Below are 13349 nucleotides of genomic sequence, written 5' to 3' on the forward strand. Positions count from 1 at the left end.
ATCGTCCCTCGTCTCTTCACAGCCATCAGCCAGGAGTAGTTTCTGGTTGTGGACGGCGCCGGGCGGATCTGGTCATGATCCGGAAGCCACGAGCTCGTGACGAGGCGATACTTACAGTCGCCTCAGCACGCGATTACGAGGTGTCGGCCTCTGAGGGGAACAGGTAGGGGATGCGTGACAGCGATTCGGTTCCGGACAGCAAAGCCGCGCCATTGCAGCCATCGTCGCTTCCTCCTCCACCGCTCGCGCGCCGTTGCGCGGGCAACGCATCGAGGACTTCAGCTCGCTACTATAGCATTCAGGCACGGTGAGCGCAAGACCTTTCCTCGCTTTCTGTGCAGGACTGAAGTCTCTTTGCCTGTTGTGCTGCAGGTGAGACGGCTCGCGAACAGTCCGTGCAAGGTGCCCTGCCCACCGCACTGGGCACCAGGCGATGTTCGAACGGGCGAAACGAACCATCGCGCGCAACGTGCCGAGCGATTCCAGTTTCGATTCGTGCGTGGCGTGCCGATCGCGTGAAGAGTGTTGAGCATCTTGTCTCCATCCGAGAATTGTGTGACACTGCTCGGTGCGGATCGGTGGGTCGTCGGAGAATCAAGACCCGCTAGCGAGCCACACGTACCACAGACCGAGTGGTGACGAGGACACATGGGGGTGTCGAATGACCGAGCAGGTGAAACTGCATCCAGAGCCGCGGACTGCTGTCGATTTCGAACACGAGGCGCTCAAGCATGTCTGGATTCATTCCGCCGAGTGGATCAGGCTGGCTGAAGAGCGTGGCTTTCGTGTTTTCGAGCGAGCCTACGGCAGTACGCTCGTCGATGTGTACGGGCGCGAATACATCGACGGGCTCTCGGGCTTGTGGGTAGTGAATGCGGGCCACGGTCGGCGTGAAATAGCCGAAGCGATGGCCGCGCAAGCAGCCAAGATCGCGTACGTCTCCTCGGCGAACCACACGACCGTTCCCACTGTCCGGCTCGCGCACGAGCTCGCTGAGCGTCTCCCTGGCGATCTGAACCGCGTCTTCTTCTGCTCGGGCGGATCGGAAGCGGTGGAGAGCGCGATCAAGATCGCGAAGCAAGTGCAGGCCATGCGCGGATTCCCGAAACGGTACAAGATCATCGCCCGGCGTGGCAGCTACCATGGGATGACCTATGGCGCGATGTCGCTGACGCAGTCCCGGAGCGAGAAGTTCTTCGGGCCCTTCATGTACGGCGTCTACTACGTGCCGTCGCCCAACCGCTACCGCAACGACTTCGGACTGGAGGGTGAAGACGGTGACCTGATGTGCGCGAACTACGTCGAGCAGGAGATCCTCTATCAGGACCCGGAAACCGTCGCAGCCGTTATCGGCGAGCCGATCTCGACCTCGAACGGTGTCCATGTTCCGTCCCCGAAGTATTGGCAGCGTTTGCGGGAGATCTGCGACAAGTACGGTGTGCTGCTCATCATGGACGAAGTCATCAACGGATTCGGGCGGACCGGCAAGATGTTCGCGGCCGAGCACTTCGGGATCGTACCCGATTTGATGACGATGGCCAAGGGGATCACCTCGGGCTATGCCCCGATGGGCGCAGTCGCAGTCCGCGACAGTGTGTTCGAGATCTTTCAGGAGCAGAAGGAGGTACCGCTTGGCCATCTGTTGACGTTCGGCGGCCATGCTGTCGCGGCAGCAGCTGCGCTCAAGAACTTGGAGATTTTCGACCGCGAGGGCCTGGTGCAGCAGAGTGCCGAAAAAGGGGCGTATCTCCTCCAGCAGCTGCGTGAGCTCCTCCGTCATCCGACGGTCGGGGATGTGCGGGGCCTCGGGCTCATGTGCGGGATCGAGCTCGTCAAGAGCAAGTCGACCAAGGAAAAGTGGCCACGGAACAGCGCCTTCATCAAAGCACTCGAGCGGCGGATGAACGAGAAGGGACTCCTCACGCGGGTTTGGGAGATCGTCCACGTGGCCCCGCCCCTCGTTGTCACCAAAGAGGAGATCGACCGGATCGTCGCGATCATCGACGAGGCACTCACCGAGACCGAGGCGGAGTTCGCGAGCGAGATCACTGACTGAGCGCTCTCACGAGGCGGCGAGGCGCTCGAGCAGCCCAGCGAATCGATCCGGATCGAGCGCTTCGTCGCGAACGAGAAAGGCGAGTCGCCCTTCCTGATCGAGCACGTACGTGACCGGCGTGTGCAGGAGCGTCACCTGCCCGCTCGCCGCCGGAACCTGCTCGACGGTGATCGCGAAGCCGGACCATACTGGCTCGAGCGCCTGCCGGGCACCGGTCAGAAAGAGGATGTTGTCCAGACCGTTCGCCTCTACATACTGCGCCATACGGTCCACTGTATCGTGCTCCGGATCGACGGTGATGGCGACGAGCTGTACTTGTTGTCGGAGGTCTGGCGGAAGTTCCCGGTGTGCAGTTGCCAGCTTGTGGAGCGTGAGCGGACACGTCTCTGGACAGGAGGTAAACACGAACGTCACGACCGTGATCCGACCGGTAAAGTCTTCGAGACTGACCGTTTGTCTACGGTGATCGGTGAGCGTGAAGCTCGGTGCTGGACGGCCGTCGAGTTCGAGCGCCCACGAGTCGGACTGCTGAGCCTGATACCAACGATACAGGTGTCCTGCACCTGTGGCGAGTAGGGAGACGAGCGCGACCACCCACAACACCGTGCGCAATAGCCGGAGCATTACCGCCTCCTCGTTCGACCCGTGGCTCCAGTGGGGGGTTCGGCTCGTTCCGGAACAGGAGCAGCGAAGAGCCGCCACAGAAAGATCACGGCAGCCACACCGACGAGCCCCCAGAACCACCAGGAGCGCCAGAATCCGGTGCCGGCACGCTCGACCGTGGCCGTGAAGGTGACGCTACCGGCTCCCTCAGGCGCCTGGATCTCCAACTGGAACAGGTATTCGCCGGGTTGGTCGATCGAGAACTCGGCAGCATAGTAGAGCTTGTTCGTCGCCTGATCGCGCGTCACAGGGTACCGGAGCGAGGTGCCACCGCCCACCGGCGCGACCGAGAGCACGAGCTCGGCACCATCGACGATTTCCTTCGTGTCGGCGCGCTGGAGGAGCACGCTCACGTCGATGGTGCCGGTGCGGAGCGGGACTGGGCTGGTGAAGACGGTAACTTCGTACGGCCCCACTGGCTGGTTGGCGATGCGTACCTGCCCACCGTTCGCGTCAACCGTCGAATGGGTGGCCAACAGCAGGGTTCCGAGCACGGTCGCGATCATGAGTAGGCTGATGTGGCGCATCCGATCCTCGCTCTCAGCCGAGGAGTGTACCGCGCATTTCCATCGGTTGACCGAGTAGCCAAATTCCGAACAGGAACAGCAGCGTGTTCAGACCGAGCCAGGGGAGGAGCGCGATGAAGCCGAGACGATACCGGCTGCCAAGCCGCATCGTCCAGAACAGCGAGCCGAAATACCCGAGTGCCAGGACGATGACGACGAGGTCGGTCGTGGCGGCGACCGAGAGCAGGCTCGCCAGGTGCCAGGCTGGTTGCCCGAGCAGAGCGCGACCCGTCACGTCGACCGCGAACTGCTGTGCCAGCGGTAGCACGGTCAGGGCCCCGGTGAAGAAGTGGAAGAGGTAGTGTGCCGACCACATACCGAAACCGAGCGGTGCGAGCGTGTAGACGAAGCGCATCCCGGACCAGCGCGGACTAGGCGTGGGCAGGAGCCAGCGTGTCGCCAGGCTCGCCAGCGTGACACACGTCGCCAGTACAGCAAGGCCGCCGGCGAACACGATGGCCAGGAGCACGGGTTCGCGGGTGACGTGCAGCGTCTGGCTCAGCCAGCGCAGGAAGTGGTACACCGGGCTGACCATGCCGAACGCGTTGAGGAAGCCCAGAGCGGTCAAGACGACGACGAGCGTCGCCCAGTCGTGCCTGCCGCTCAGGCGGCCGATGCCGGAACGGAGACTGTCCGGATCTGTCTCAGCACGAAGTGGGAACCGCCAGCGGATGCCGACGTTCTGATGCGGACACGCGTGCAGACAATCGAGGCAGAACGTGCAGTCGAGGTTCCCGACCTTGGCCGGCTGGAAGAGGCCGAGTTCGCAGCCTCGCTGGACGAGTCGCCCGTCCCGATCGAAGCGACCGCGGATACAATCTTTAGTCCGACATCGCTGGCAGACCGAGGCATCGCGAATGCGGACCTCGGTCGGCGAGACGAGGGAACCGATGAAGTTGAACTGCCCGATGGGGCAGACATGCTTGCAGAAAGCTGCTCCCCGGAAGAACCCGTCGATCGCGAAGGCGGCAACGAAATACGCGAGCGCGACCCACGCAGTGAGCAAGGGGCTGGCCCACAGGTCGAACGCCTCGTAGGCCCAGAAGAACGTCACGAGGAGCACGATGGCGACCCACTTGCCTGGGAGCCAGCGCGGCCAGGAGCGCCTGGGCCGGAAGAGGAGCTGAGCGAGCCGTCGCGGCAGCATGAAGGGGCAGGCGAAGCAGAAGAGATTGCCCGCCAAAAGCAGAGCGAGTACGACGAGCCCACGCCAGTGGACCCACGGCAGGACCCCTGCCAGGTTCTTCGGTGCGATGGGTGGGCCGAAGAAGCCATCGTAGAGGACGAGTGCCGCGAGCACCAGCAAGACGGTTTGGGCTATCGTTCGGGCGTGGCGCAGGCGGAGAAAGCGGCCGAGCAGTGGCCATCGGGTGAGATCGCTCCAGCGTGGGTGAGAGAGCGTGATCGGCACTCCCGAGCGACTCATGGTGTGGCCGTCCCGTGCTGGTGACCCGGACTACCCGCACTGCTGCGGACGCCGGAAAGCTCGAACCGGGTTTCGAAACGCTCTCCGTTCCGTGTACCGCGCACGATGACGATCCAGTCTCCGGCCATGGTGAACCGAAACCCTTCCGTCACATAGATGCCGTCTTCCTCTTCGCGTGCGGTCGTGATGACAGGCTCCATGCCGGCGTGCGACATTGTTCCTTCGACTTCGACCGTACCCAGCCCGGTCACCGGTCTTCCGTCAGTACTGTCGAGCAGGCGGAAACGCAGCGTAGCCGGACCGACGGCCGGCGGATCGGGTTCGATCGCTGCGAGCTCGGCCCGCACGTGCGTCGTCGCTTCTCCCCGTCGGCAGGCTGCGGTCAGCGGTACGAGGAGCACGAGCGAGAGGAGCAGGAACAGCTTTGTCCACCGTAGGCCCATTTGACCCTCCTCGCGATGTTCTCTGCCTGGTGTCGGTCGACGAGGTAGGGCCTCATGGGCGAGGTGGAGGTGGTTCGGGGGCCGGTGACCACCGGGGAGGGATCTCCTCTCTCCCTACGGGAACGTGTTGGGCGGTCGAGACGAGGTACAGCGTGATGAAGCCAAGCAACGTGGACCAGGCCATGATGGAACTCGGTTGTCCGTTCGGCACGGCAGCGCGCGTCGCGGCGGGGCGCTCGTCCGTCTCGTGGTGGATGTGTGGACCGTGGTGATGGCCCGGGAGCGTGAAGAGCGCGTGCGGATGCGGTTCGACGGCTCCGCAGGAACACTCAGTGGGGAAGAGGAACAAGCCGAAACACGTCACGAGAACGAGGAGTACGACGTTCGCCGAGAGCCACCGACGCATGCCACGCTCCCAGCGGCTGCATCAGCCGCTGGGAGCAAGTCTACTCATTCGCCGAACCCCGTGATCAGGGCGCAGCCGAACCGGGCGTCGGGAGCGGTGGCGGCAAGGGGCGAATTCCGAGACCGATCGCGACTGCGACATCGGCGAGAAGCGACGTTGTATCAACCAGTGGAGAGTCGGATCGCTCCTCGAGCAGAATGAGCGACAGTTCCGTGCAGCCGATGACGATGGCGGCGACTTCTCCTTTTGCCATCCGTTCGACGGTGAGGGAGACGAGAGCCGTTGTCTCCTCATCGAGGCATCCCTGCTTGATACGCGTGATCACCCGATCGACGAGGCACTGGCCGGCTTCGTCCGGTACGAGGACTCGGAGACGCTGCCGGGAGAGCGCACGTTCGTAGAGCCCGGCCGCGATGGTTCCCCTCGTGGCGAGTAAGCCGAACGGTGTGTCAGGCGGATAGCGGCGCGCGAGTTCAAGAGCGGCCTCTCCGATCATGTCGACGATCGGTATGCCGATCGCTGCCTGCACTGCAGGCAGAAACGTATGGGCGGTGTGGCAGGGTACGACCAGAAAGTCAGCACCGGACGCTTCGAGGCGCCGCGCTGCGGCGATCAGGCGCGGTGTGGGATCGGCACCGCGCTCGACCAGTGCTGCCGTACGGTCGGGTATCGTGGGGTCGGCGTCGATCACGACGTGCAGATGGTCCTGATCGGATCGAGCGGGTGTGCGTGTGACGACCCGCCGGTAGAACTCGACCGTGGCGAGCGGCCCCATGCCGCCGAGTATCCCGATCGTCCGTCGGTGCATCGGTCCGCGCCACCTCCTTTTCGACAGTGTACTGGTTTGCCGGGGGTCGGCTGCGGGACAGTGCCTGACCCAGCGTCCTGGCAAACCGGGTCGGAACTGGTGCGTGGTTGACGCTCGTTCGGTCGACGACGCAGGATAGCGGGAAGAGTAGACGGGGGAGGCCGATGTTCGTGGATCTGAGCTTCTTCGAAGTCGAGGAAGGTATGCAGCCCGAGTTCGAACGGGCTTTTCGTGTCCTGATCGCTGCGGCGCGTGAGGCTGAAGGCTGTGTTTCTTCCGAACTCGTCCGACTGGACGAAGAGCAGCGTTACGTGTGGGTCGAGCGCTGGGTGAGCCGCGAGGCACATAACGCGTTCAACGAGCGTTTGTTCGGGGAGTTGTTGCCGCGGTTACCTGATTTCGAGCGCTACGCGCGTCGTCTCGTGGACCGTGACGGCGAGGGGTACGTTGTCATCTGACGCCGCTCGCGCGACACCCCGGATCACTCGAAGAGCACTGGATCGACCTGGTCGACAGGCCCGACGAGCGGGAGCGCGTACTGGCGGAACGCGGCAGCGATACTCCGGCCGTCACGATCGATCCAGGTCTCGGGAAGCCGTCGCTCCTGAGCAGCGACCGCCGCGATGCCGACCGGTCGGAATTCCGCACGATACGGATCATCGGCGAGTCGCCGGATGGCAACCATGACAGCCTGCCGGCCCATTCGCGCCCAGGTAACCGCTGTCCGGCCGATCGCTCGTGCCTCTTCGCGGTCGAGCTCGCACGGTGCGGCTGCGAATGACCGGGCGAGAGCATTGGGTCGGATGACGCGCACCCGTGTGCCGAACCGAGCGGTGAGAACACCCGCGAGCCGTTCGCCCGGGCTTGCTGGGTAGGCGTGTCCATGGGGATCGGTCCAGCGCGGTTCTAGACCAGCGATCGGCTGTCCGAGCTGGTCGCGCAGCGTTTCCGGGATGACGGCGAGCAGCCAGCCGTGCGCTCGCTGTGCCTCGAGCAGCTCGGCGATAAGGCCGTCGAGGGAATCCGGTGGACGCTCGGGAAAGAACAGCAGCAGATGCTCGAGCAGCGTGGGTGGAGACGCCAGTGCGCAGGCTGCGGTCAGCCACCCCGCATTGCGGCCTTGCACCTCGAGGAGTGTGACGGGATAGAGGTTGCGGACCGACCAGGTGTCGATGAGGAGGTCGCGAGTCGCCAGCGCGAGGAAACGAGCTGCCGACGGGTAACCGGGCGTATGATCGGTTTCGGGAAGATCGTTGTCGATCGTCTTCGGGGCGTGGACGACGACCAGTGGCCGGTTCGCTTCCGTCGCGGCGACGTGGAGGGCTTGGGCGTTCGCCGCGGTGTCGTTCCCGCCGATAACGATGAGCGCGTCGATGGCTTGTCGGTCCAGGATGCGGAGCACCTGCTGGGCGGAACGTGCGTCCAGACGATCGCGCGAAGTACCCAGGGCTGCGCCGGGGGTTCGGGCCAGTCGCTCGAGTCGTTCGCCGGTGAGCGCAGTCAGGTCGATGAGGCGCTCGGCCAGGAGACCACCGAATCCCTGCAAGGCGCCCAGCACCCGGGCGAAGCCCTGTTCACGGGCAGCTTCGAGCACGCCAGCGAGCGTTGCGTTGATGACTGCTGTCGGCCCGCCGCTTTGGAGGACGAGGAGATGCGGCGGCACCGTCACTGCTCCATCCCGATCGGAAGGCGGAAGAGGCGTCGAGCGTTTTCGCTGAGGATCTTGTTCTTGGCGTGCGGCGAGATCGGGAGTTCTTCGATCACGCGAGGGGCACGCTCGATATCACCGACTTGATGGGGGTGGTCGCTGCCGAGGATGAGCCGATCTTCCCCAGCGAACGCGAGGCCGAGGAGCAGACAAGCCGGGTCGAACAGAACTGTGTCGAAATACATGTCGCGGAAGTAGTCCAGGGGATCGCGACGGAGACGACCCTGCAGTTCGGGATAGGCACGGTAGCCGCGCTGGATACGTTCAGCCAGATAGGGGAGCGCTCCGCCCAGATGGGTCTGCACGAGTGTCAAGCGCGGGAAACGGTCGAGAACTCCGCCAAGCACCATGCGGGCAGCGACCATCGTCGTATCGTAGGCGAACCCGAGCAATGCGACGAGCCGGTAGTCCGCGAGGACGTCAGCGAAGGATGGTGCCGTCGGGTGGATCACGAGCGGGACGCCGAGTGCCTCAGCAGCTTCGTAGATCGGCCAGAACTCCGGCAGGTCGATCGGTTTTCCGTTCACGTTCGAAAAGAGCATCGCTCCGACCAGCCCCAGCTCGCGCGTGGCGCGCTCCAGTTCGCGAGCAGCTCGTTCCGGAGCTTGCAGCGGCAAGGTGGCCAGACAACGGAAGCGGTCGGGATACTGCCGCTGGATCGTCGCGAATTCATCGTTGACGAGCGTTGCGAGCGCAACGCCACGCTCCGTTCGTTCCACGTGCACGCCCGGGGTCGTGAGCGAGAGAATCGCGAAGTCGATGCCGGCTCGCTCCATGTCGGCCAGGCGAGCCTCGAGCGAATGGTGGGCAGGCGCGAGCACGTTGTAATCGCCAGCGTAGGCGAGAACCAGTGTACCGTCGCGTTCTCGGCGGAGTACGGCGTGATCGCTCGAACGCTCGATCGCCGCGAGAAACCCAGCTGGATAGAAGTGCGTGTGGCAGTCGATACGCATCGTGCCGGCTCCCCTCGATTCGCTCACCGGCTGCAGCCTAGCAGAAAGACGCACCGAACGGAAGTCGATCGAGAGCCGCGCCGGAGTCCGTGTTCGGACTGTGGCACATGCGAGCTGCCATTCGACCGGTACCGGACAGCTTTCGTTGTGGGCGATCGTTCCGCCCGGACACTCACCAGCGAACCGATACGTGGCTCGGGCGGCGCAGACGGTGGACCGTTACGACGACCGGGCTGTCACTGGCATCGGGCCACGGTCCCGTCCAGGTGTCCTGTTCGTCGTGCCAGCCGGCAGTACGAAGCTGTTCGACGAAGTCGGCCGCCGTCTGCCGGCCCGGCTCGGCGAGCCACAGGAGCCCCCCTGGAGCGAGAATGCGTTCGATCAAGACGAGCAACGGCTCGAGATCGCGCCGCTCGTAGAGCACATCGGCCGCGAGCACGACCGGCACACCAGTGCTACCGAGTGCCGCGAAAAAGTCTGGACTGGGCCGTCGCCAGTTGAGCTGCATGACTGCCGGTTCCCGGCCGACGTTGCGCCGGCAATTCCAGCGCGTGAGCAGCAGAGCCGCTTCGCTGTAATCGGTGGCGACGAGCTGTGCGCCTGCTCGTAGCGCAGCTGCGGCCGTCAGACCAAGTCCGCAACCGAGTTCGACGACGGTGGTGCCGCGCACTGTTCCAGGGTCGAGGAGGATCGCGTCAGCCAGGGCGATGCCGCTCGGCCACAGTTCCGCCCAGTACGGAAGATGCTCCTCCGGATCGTTCGCAGCGAACTCGAGCAGCCGGTCGAAGTCGACTGGTTGGAGGAGACGGAAACCCTGGCCTGTCCGTGGAAGGACGATCCTGCGCTCGCGCAAGGGGCCGAAACGTTCCCGATCCCAACCCGGGATGGTGACGGTACTGGGTTGGGATCGGGGCGCTGGCTGGAACATCGGTTGGGCTCCTCGTCTCACCGGCGAGTCTCGGCCAGCCGGCCGACCCGACGGAGCGAGACGACGAAGCGCTCACGCCCGACGCGCACTTCCTCGAGGTGTCCGTCTTCTCGCTCCGGTTCACCTGCTCGCAACTCGACCGCGAGGGTCTCGTGAGCGATGTAATCCCGGAAGCGCTCGATGGCCTCCGCCAGGTCTCCGGACGCGCGGTAGACGATGACGATGGTGTCGTCGATCTCGAACCCCGCGTTCTTGCGCGCTTCCTGGACGCCACGCACGAAGTCGCGCGCCAGTCCCTCGAGCTTCAACTCGGGCGTAATCGTGAGGTCGATCGCGACCAGGAGGTCCCGGTCCTCGAAGGCGGCGAATCCGGGTCGATCGATCGTCTCGACGAGGAAGTCGTCCGGTCCGAACTCTTCCTCCTGTCCGTCGATGAGCAGTGTGATGCGATGGCCGAGCCGCAACTGGCGGGCCAGCTGATTGTGATCCAGCTCAGCCAGGAGCTTCTGGAGTGCCGGTAGTTTGGCACCCAAACGAGGACCGAGAACCGGCAGATTCGGCTTCACCCGGTACGAGAGGTAGTCCTCCGGCCGGTCAGCGAACTCGACGGCCTTGACGTTCAGCTCGTCCATGAACTGGTCGAGCAACCGCTCGATCGCACGACGAGCTGTAGCGTCGCGTGCAGCGACGACAGCCCGCGGTAGCGGTTGGCGCACTTTGACGCCCGCTTTGTTGCGGGCTGCTCGGCCGAGTTCGACGGCTCGCAGGAGCCAGTTCATGTCCTCGATAAGGGCGAGGTCGATCTTGCCGGGATCGGCTTCCGGATAGTCCGTGAGGTGAACCGACTCCGGTGCCTGCGGATCGACCCGGCGGACCAGATTCTGGTACATGAGTTCGGTCGTGAACGGGATGAAAGGAGCGAGCAGCTTCGCGAGCGTGACGAGGACTTCGTAGAGCGTGAGGTAAGCGGCTGCTTTGTCCTGGTCACTCTCCGTCTTCCAGAACCGTCGCCGGTTACGACGGATGTACCAGTTCGAAAGGTCCTCGACGACGAAGTCCTGGAGCGCCCGCGCTGCATTCATCGAGTCGTAGTCCTGGATACGGTCGCGGACGGTCGCGATGACCTGCTGCAGTCGTGCGAGGATCCAGCGATCGAGGAGTGTCCGCTCCGCGAGCGGCACGTCGTGCTGGCGGGGATCGAACCCGTCGAGGCGGGCATAGTTGGCGAAGAAGGCGTACGAATTCCAGAGCGGCAGCAGGAATGTCCGGCGAACTTCGTCGAGCAAGCGCCAGCCGAAGTTCAGGTTTTGGGCCGGATTGTGCTTGAGGTAAAGCCAGCGCATGACGTCGACGCCAGCTCGCTCGGCTGCCTCGTCGAACCAGATCGCGTTCCCCTTGCTCTTGTGCATCTCTTCGCCCTTCTCGTCACGGAGCAGGGCGAAGCCCAGGCACGTCTTCATCGGTGCCTGGCCGGTCAGCACCGTGCTCTGGGCGAGGAGGGAGTAGAACCAGTTCCGGAACTGGCCCGGGAAGGATTCGGTGATGAAATCGACCGGGAACCATTCCTGCCAGTAGGCGCGGTCATGCCGGTACTGGAGTGTCGAGAAGGGGACGATGCCCGCATCGAGCCAAGGATTGCCGACATCGGGGATACGGCTCGTGACGGCGCCGCACTGCTCGCAGCGGATCTTGACGGCATCGATCCAGGGACGATGCGGTGTGTGACCCTCGAAGTCCTCCCAACCGGCGATCGCGCGTTCCTTGAGTTCTCGTTCGCTACCGATGACGTCGAACCAACCGCATTCCGGACATTGCCAAATCGGCAGGGCGAGACCCCAGTAGCGCTTCTTGGAAATCATCCAGTCGTCCATGTTGCGGAGCCAGTCGAGCTCGCGTTCGAGACCGAACTCGGGGATCCAGCGGACCTGGCGAGCTGCCTCCATCACCTTTTCGCGCCAGGGATCGACGGCGATGAACCACTCGTCGACGAGGCGGAAGACGAGTTCGGTCCCGCACCGCCAGCAGGTCGGATAACGGTGCAAGTAGGGCTCGCGGCGGTAGAGCAACCCGCGACGCTCGAGATCTTCGGCGATCGGCTCGGCAACCGCATGGACGTGCTTTCCGGTCAGCCAGTCGAACCCCTCGACATAATAGCCATCCTCGGTGAGCGGTGCGATCACGTGGAGCTGGTGCTCCTTACTCAGCTGATAGTCCTCCCGACCGCAGCCAGGGGCGATGTGCACGATTCCGGTTCCCTCGCTGGGATCGACGGCCTCCCACGGGATCACGCGGTGCTCGATGCTGGCATTGACTGGGAGGTGGTCATAGGGACCGCGATACCGCAGGCCGACCAGGTCGCTGCCCTTGAGGTACTGGAGAACCTCGTAGGGACCGCGGAGTGCGTGACGTGCCGCCTCTTCGGCCAGGATGAGGACCTCATCGCCCTGGCCAACGCGGACATAGGTGAGGTCCGGGTGGACAGCCGCCGCGACGTTGGCCGTGAGAGTCCACGGGGTCGTCGTCCAGACCAGGAGCGATTCTCGCTCACGTCCCTCGAGCGGGAAACGGACGTAGACGCTCAGGTGGGTGATCTCCTTGTAGCCCTCGCTGACTTCCATTTCGGAAAGACCGGTCGCGCAGCGAGGGCACCAGGGCATCACGTCGTACCCGTGGTAGATCCACCCGTTCTGGTGGCACACCTTCAAGAAGTGCCAGATCGAATAGTTGTTCTCGTCCGAAAGCGTATAGTAGGAATTGTCCCAGTCCATGAAGTACCCGAGCCGCTTGGACTGTTCGGTTTGGATGGCCGCATACGTGAAGACGCGTTCTTTGCATTTTTCGACGAAGCGGTCGATACCATAGGCCTCGATGTCACGCTTGGACGTGAATCCGAGTTCCCGCTCGACTTCGACTTCAACCCACAGACCCTGGCAGTCGAAGCCGTTCTGATAGCGCTGCCGGTATCCGAGCATGCTGTAAAAGCGCTGGTAGAAATCTTTATAGGTGCGGCCCCAGGCGTGATGCACGCCCATAGGGTTATTGGCCGTGATCGGCCCGTCCATGAACGAGTAGCGCTTGGGGCTGTTGGCATTGCGCGTGATGTACTTCTGTACGATGCCGTAGTCGTACCACCAGCGAAGAATGGCACGCTCGAGTGCTGGGAAGTCGACGTCCTTGGTCGGTACTGGATCGAACATGTGACGCACCTCCATGCGAGCAACTCGGTTAGCAGCGTTAATGCGTGTTGCTCTCGGTTTTATCCGAAAACCCCCGCCCTCGGTCTGAGGGCGGGGGCTGCCCGCGGTACCACCTCAGTTGACGCGAAGGGACGACTTTCGCGCCCACTCTCTGCTGCGGTAACGGGCAGCACCCGGCCACGCCTACTGCGGTGC

General features: G+C 63.8%; 12 protein-coding genes. 2 read left to right on the forward strand and 10 right to left on the reverse strand.

Annotated elements, in window-relative coordinates; genetic code table 11:
- Nucleotides 1–661: 661 nt before the first annotated feature.
- Nucleotides 662–2056 carry an aspartate aminotransferase family protein gene (locus tag OO015_RS08960; protein ID WP_265940890.1) on the forward strand — a complete coding sequence of 465 codons (1395 nt, stop codon included), beginning with the start codon at nt 662–664 and terminating at the stop codon, nt 2054–2056.
- A 6-nt stretch (nt 2057–2062) separates the two neighbouring features.
- Here the strand turns inward: OO015_RS08960 and OO015_RS08965 are convergent, their stop codons facing one another.
- The 6 genes from OO015_RS08965 to OO015_RS08990 all read right to left on the reverse strand — a co-directional run bounded on the left by OO015_RS08965 (nt 2063) and on the right by OO015_RS08990 (nt 6368).
- Complete coding sequence (locus tag OO015_RS08965) at nt 2063–2680, reverse strand: SCO family protein (RefSeq protein WP_265940891.1); 618 nt, start codon at nt 2678–2680, stop codon at nt 2063–2065.
- Entirely contained in the window at nt 2680–3246 is a 567-nt protein-coding gene (locus tag OO015_RS08970; RefSeq protein WP_265940892.1) for a hypothetical protein, read from the reverse strand. Before OO015_RS08970 ends, OO015_RS08965 begins: the two co-directional genes overlap by 1 nt.
- Nucleotides 3247–3259: 13 nt before the next feature.
- Nucleotides 3260–4711 carry a FesM gene (locus tag OO015_RS08975; protein WP_265940893.1) on the reverse strand — a complete coding sequence of 484 codons (1452 nt, stop codon included), beginning with the start codon at nt 4709–4711 and terminating at the stop codon, nt 3260–3262.
- Nucleotides 4708–5154 carry a FixH family protein gene (locus OO015_RS08980; RefSeq protein ID WP_265940894.1) on the reverse strand — a complete coding sequence of 149 codons (447 nt, stop codon included), beginning with the start codon at nt 5152–5154 and terminating at the stop codon, nt 4708–4710. Before OO015_RS08980 ends, OO015_RS08975 begins: the two co-directional genes overlap by 4 nt.
- Before the next feature lie 52 nt (nt 5155–5206).
- The gene (locus OO015_RS08985) at nt 5207–5560 is read right to left on the reverse strand and encodes a hypothetical protein (protein ID WP_265940895.1); all 354 of its coding nucleotides are present in this window, start codon (nt 5558–5560) and stop codon (nt 5207–5209) included.
- Nucleotides 5561–5624: 64 nt separating this feature from the next.
- The gene (locus OO015_RS08990) at nt 5625–6368 is read right to left on the reverse strand and encodes an aspartate/glutamate racemase family protein (RefSeq protein WP_265940896.1); all 744 of its coding nucleotides are present in this window, start codon (nt 6366–6368) and stop codon (nt 5625–5627) included.
- Between the two features lie 164 nt (nt 6369–6532).
- Between OO015_RS08990 and OO015_RS08995 the strand changes: the two genes are divergently transcribed.
- The gene (locus tag OO015_RS08995) at nt 6533–6826 is read left to right on the forward strand and encodes a putative quinol monooxygenase (protein ID WP_265940897.1); all 294 of its coding nucleotides are present in this window, start codon (nt 6533–6535) and stop codon (nt 6824–6826) included.
- Between the two features lie 23 nt (nt 6827–6849).
- Here the strand turns inward: OO015_RS08995 and OO015_RS09000 are convergent, their stop codons facing one another.
- From OO015_RS09000 to ileS, 4 genes are all read right to left on the reverse strand, one after another.
- Nucleotides 6850–8031, reverse strand: coding sequence for a diphosphate--fructose-6-phosphate 1-phosphotransferase (locus OO015_RS09000; RefSeq protein WP_265940898.1), 1182 nt, complete (start codon nt 8029–8031; stop codon nt 6850–6852).
- Between the two features lie 2 nt (nt 8032–8033).
- On the reverse strand, nt 8034–9029 hold the full coding sequence (locus OO015_RS09005; protein ID WP_265940899.1) for an amidohydrolase family protein: 996 nt from the start codon (nt 9027–9029) through the stop codon (nt 8034–8036).
- A gap of 172 nt (nt 9030–9201) precedes the next feature.
- Entirely contained in the window at nt 9202–9957 is a 756-nt protein-coding gene (locus tag OO015_RS09010) for a class I SAM-dependent methyltransferase (RefSeq protein WP_265940900.1), read from the reverse strand.
- 17 nt (nt 9958–9974) lie between these two features.
- Nucleotides 9975–13154 (reverse strand): isoleucine--tRNA ligase, encoded by a 3180-nt coding sequence (gene ileS / locus OO015_RS09015; protein WP_265940901.1) that lies wholly within the window; start codon nt 13152–13154, stop codon nt 9975–9977.
- Nucleotides 13155–13349: the final 195 nt, after the last annotated feature.

Origin of the sequence: Thermomicrobium sp. 4228-Ro (genome assembly GCF_026241205.1) — a bacterium.
GTDB lineage: Bacteria > Chloroflexota > Chloroflexia > Thermomicrobiales > Thermomicrobiaceae > Thermomicrobium.

What these genes read in the sequence shown, in the direction of transcription:
- OO015_RS08990 (WP_265940896.1), bottom strand. Translation starts at nt 6,368, where the DNA reads ATGCACCGACGGACGATCGGGATACTCGGCGGCATGGGGCCGCTCGCC.
- OO015_RS08965 (WP_265940891.1), bottom strand. Translation starts at nt 2,680, where the DNA reads ATGCTCCGGCTATTGCGCACGGTGTTGTGGGTGGTCGCGCTCGTCTCC.
- OO015_RS09005 (WP_265940899.1), bottom strand. Translation starts at nt 9,029, where the DNA reads ATGCGTATCGACTGCCACACGCACTTCTATCCAGCTGGGTTTCTCGCG.
- OO015_RS08975 (WP_265940893.1), bottom strand. Translation starts at nt 4,711, where the DNA reads ATGAGTCGCTCGGGAGTGCCGATCACGCTCTCTCACCCACGCTGGAGC.
- OO015_RS08985 (WP_265940895.1), bottom strand. Translation starts at nt 5,560, where the DNA reads ATGCGTCGGTGGCTCTCGGCGAACGTCGTACTCCTCGTTCTCGTGACG.
- ileS (WP_265940901.1), bottom strand. Translation starts at nt 13,154, where the DNA reads ATGTTCGATCCAGTACCGACCAAGGACGTCGACTTCCCAGCACTCGAG.
- OO015_RS08995 (WP_265940897.1), top strand. Translation starts at nt 6,533, where the DNA reads ATGTTCGTGGATCTGAGCTTCTTCGAAGTCGAGGAAGGTATGCAGCCC.
- OO015_RS08970 (WP_265940892.1), bottom strand. Translation starts at nt 3,246, where the DNA reads ATGCGCCACATCAGCCTACTCATGATCGCGACCGTGCTCGGAACCCTG.
- OO015_RS08960 (WP_265940890.1), top strand. Translation starts at nt 662, where the DNA reads ATGACCGAGCAGGTGAAACTGCATCCAGAGCCGCGGACTGCTGTCGAT.
- OO015_RS08980 (WP_265940894.1), bottom strand. Translation starts at nt 5,154, where the DNA reads ATGGGCCTACGGTGGACAAAGCTGTTCCTGCTCCTCTCGCTCGTGCTC.
- OO015_RS09010 (WP_265940900.1), bottom strand. Translation starts at nt 9,957, where the DNA reads ATGTTCCAGCCAGCGCCCCGATCCCAACCCAGTACCGTCACCATCCCG.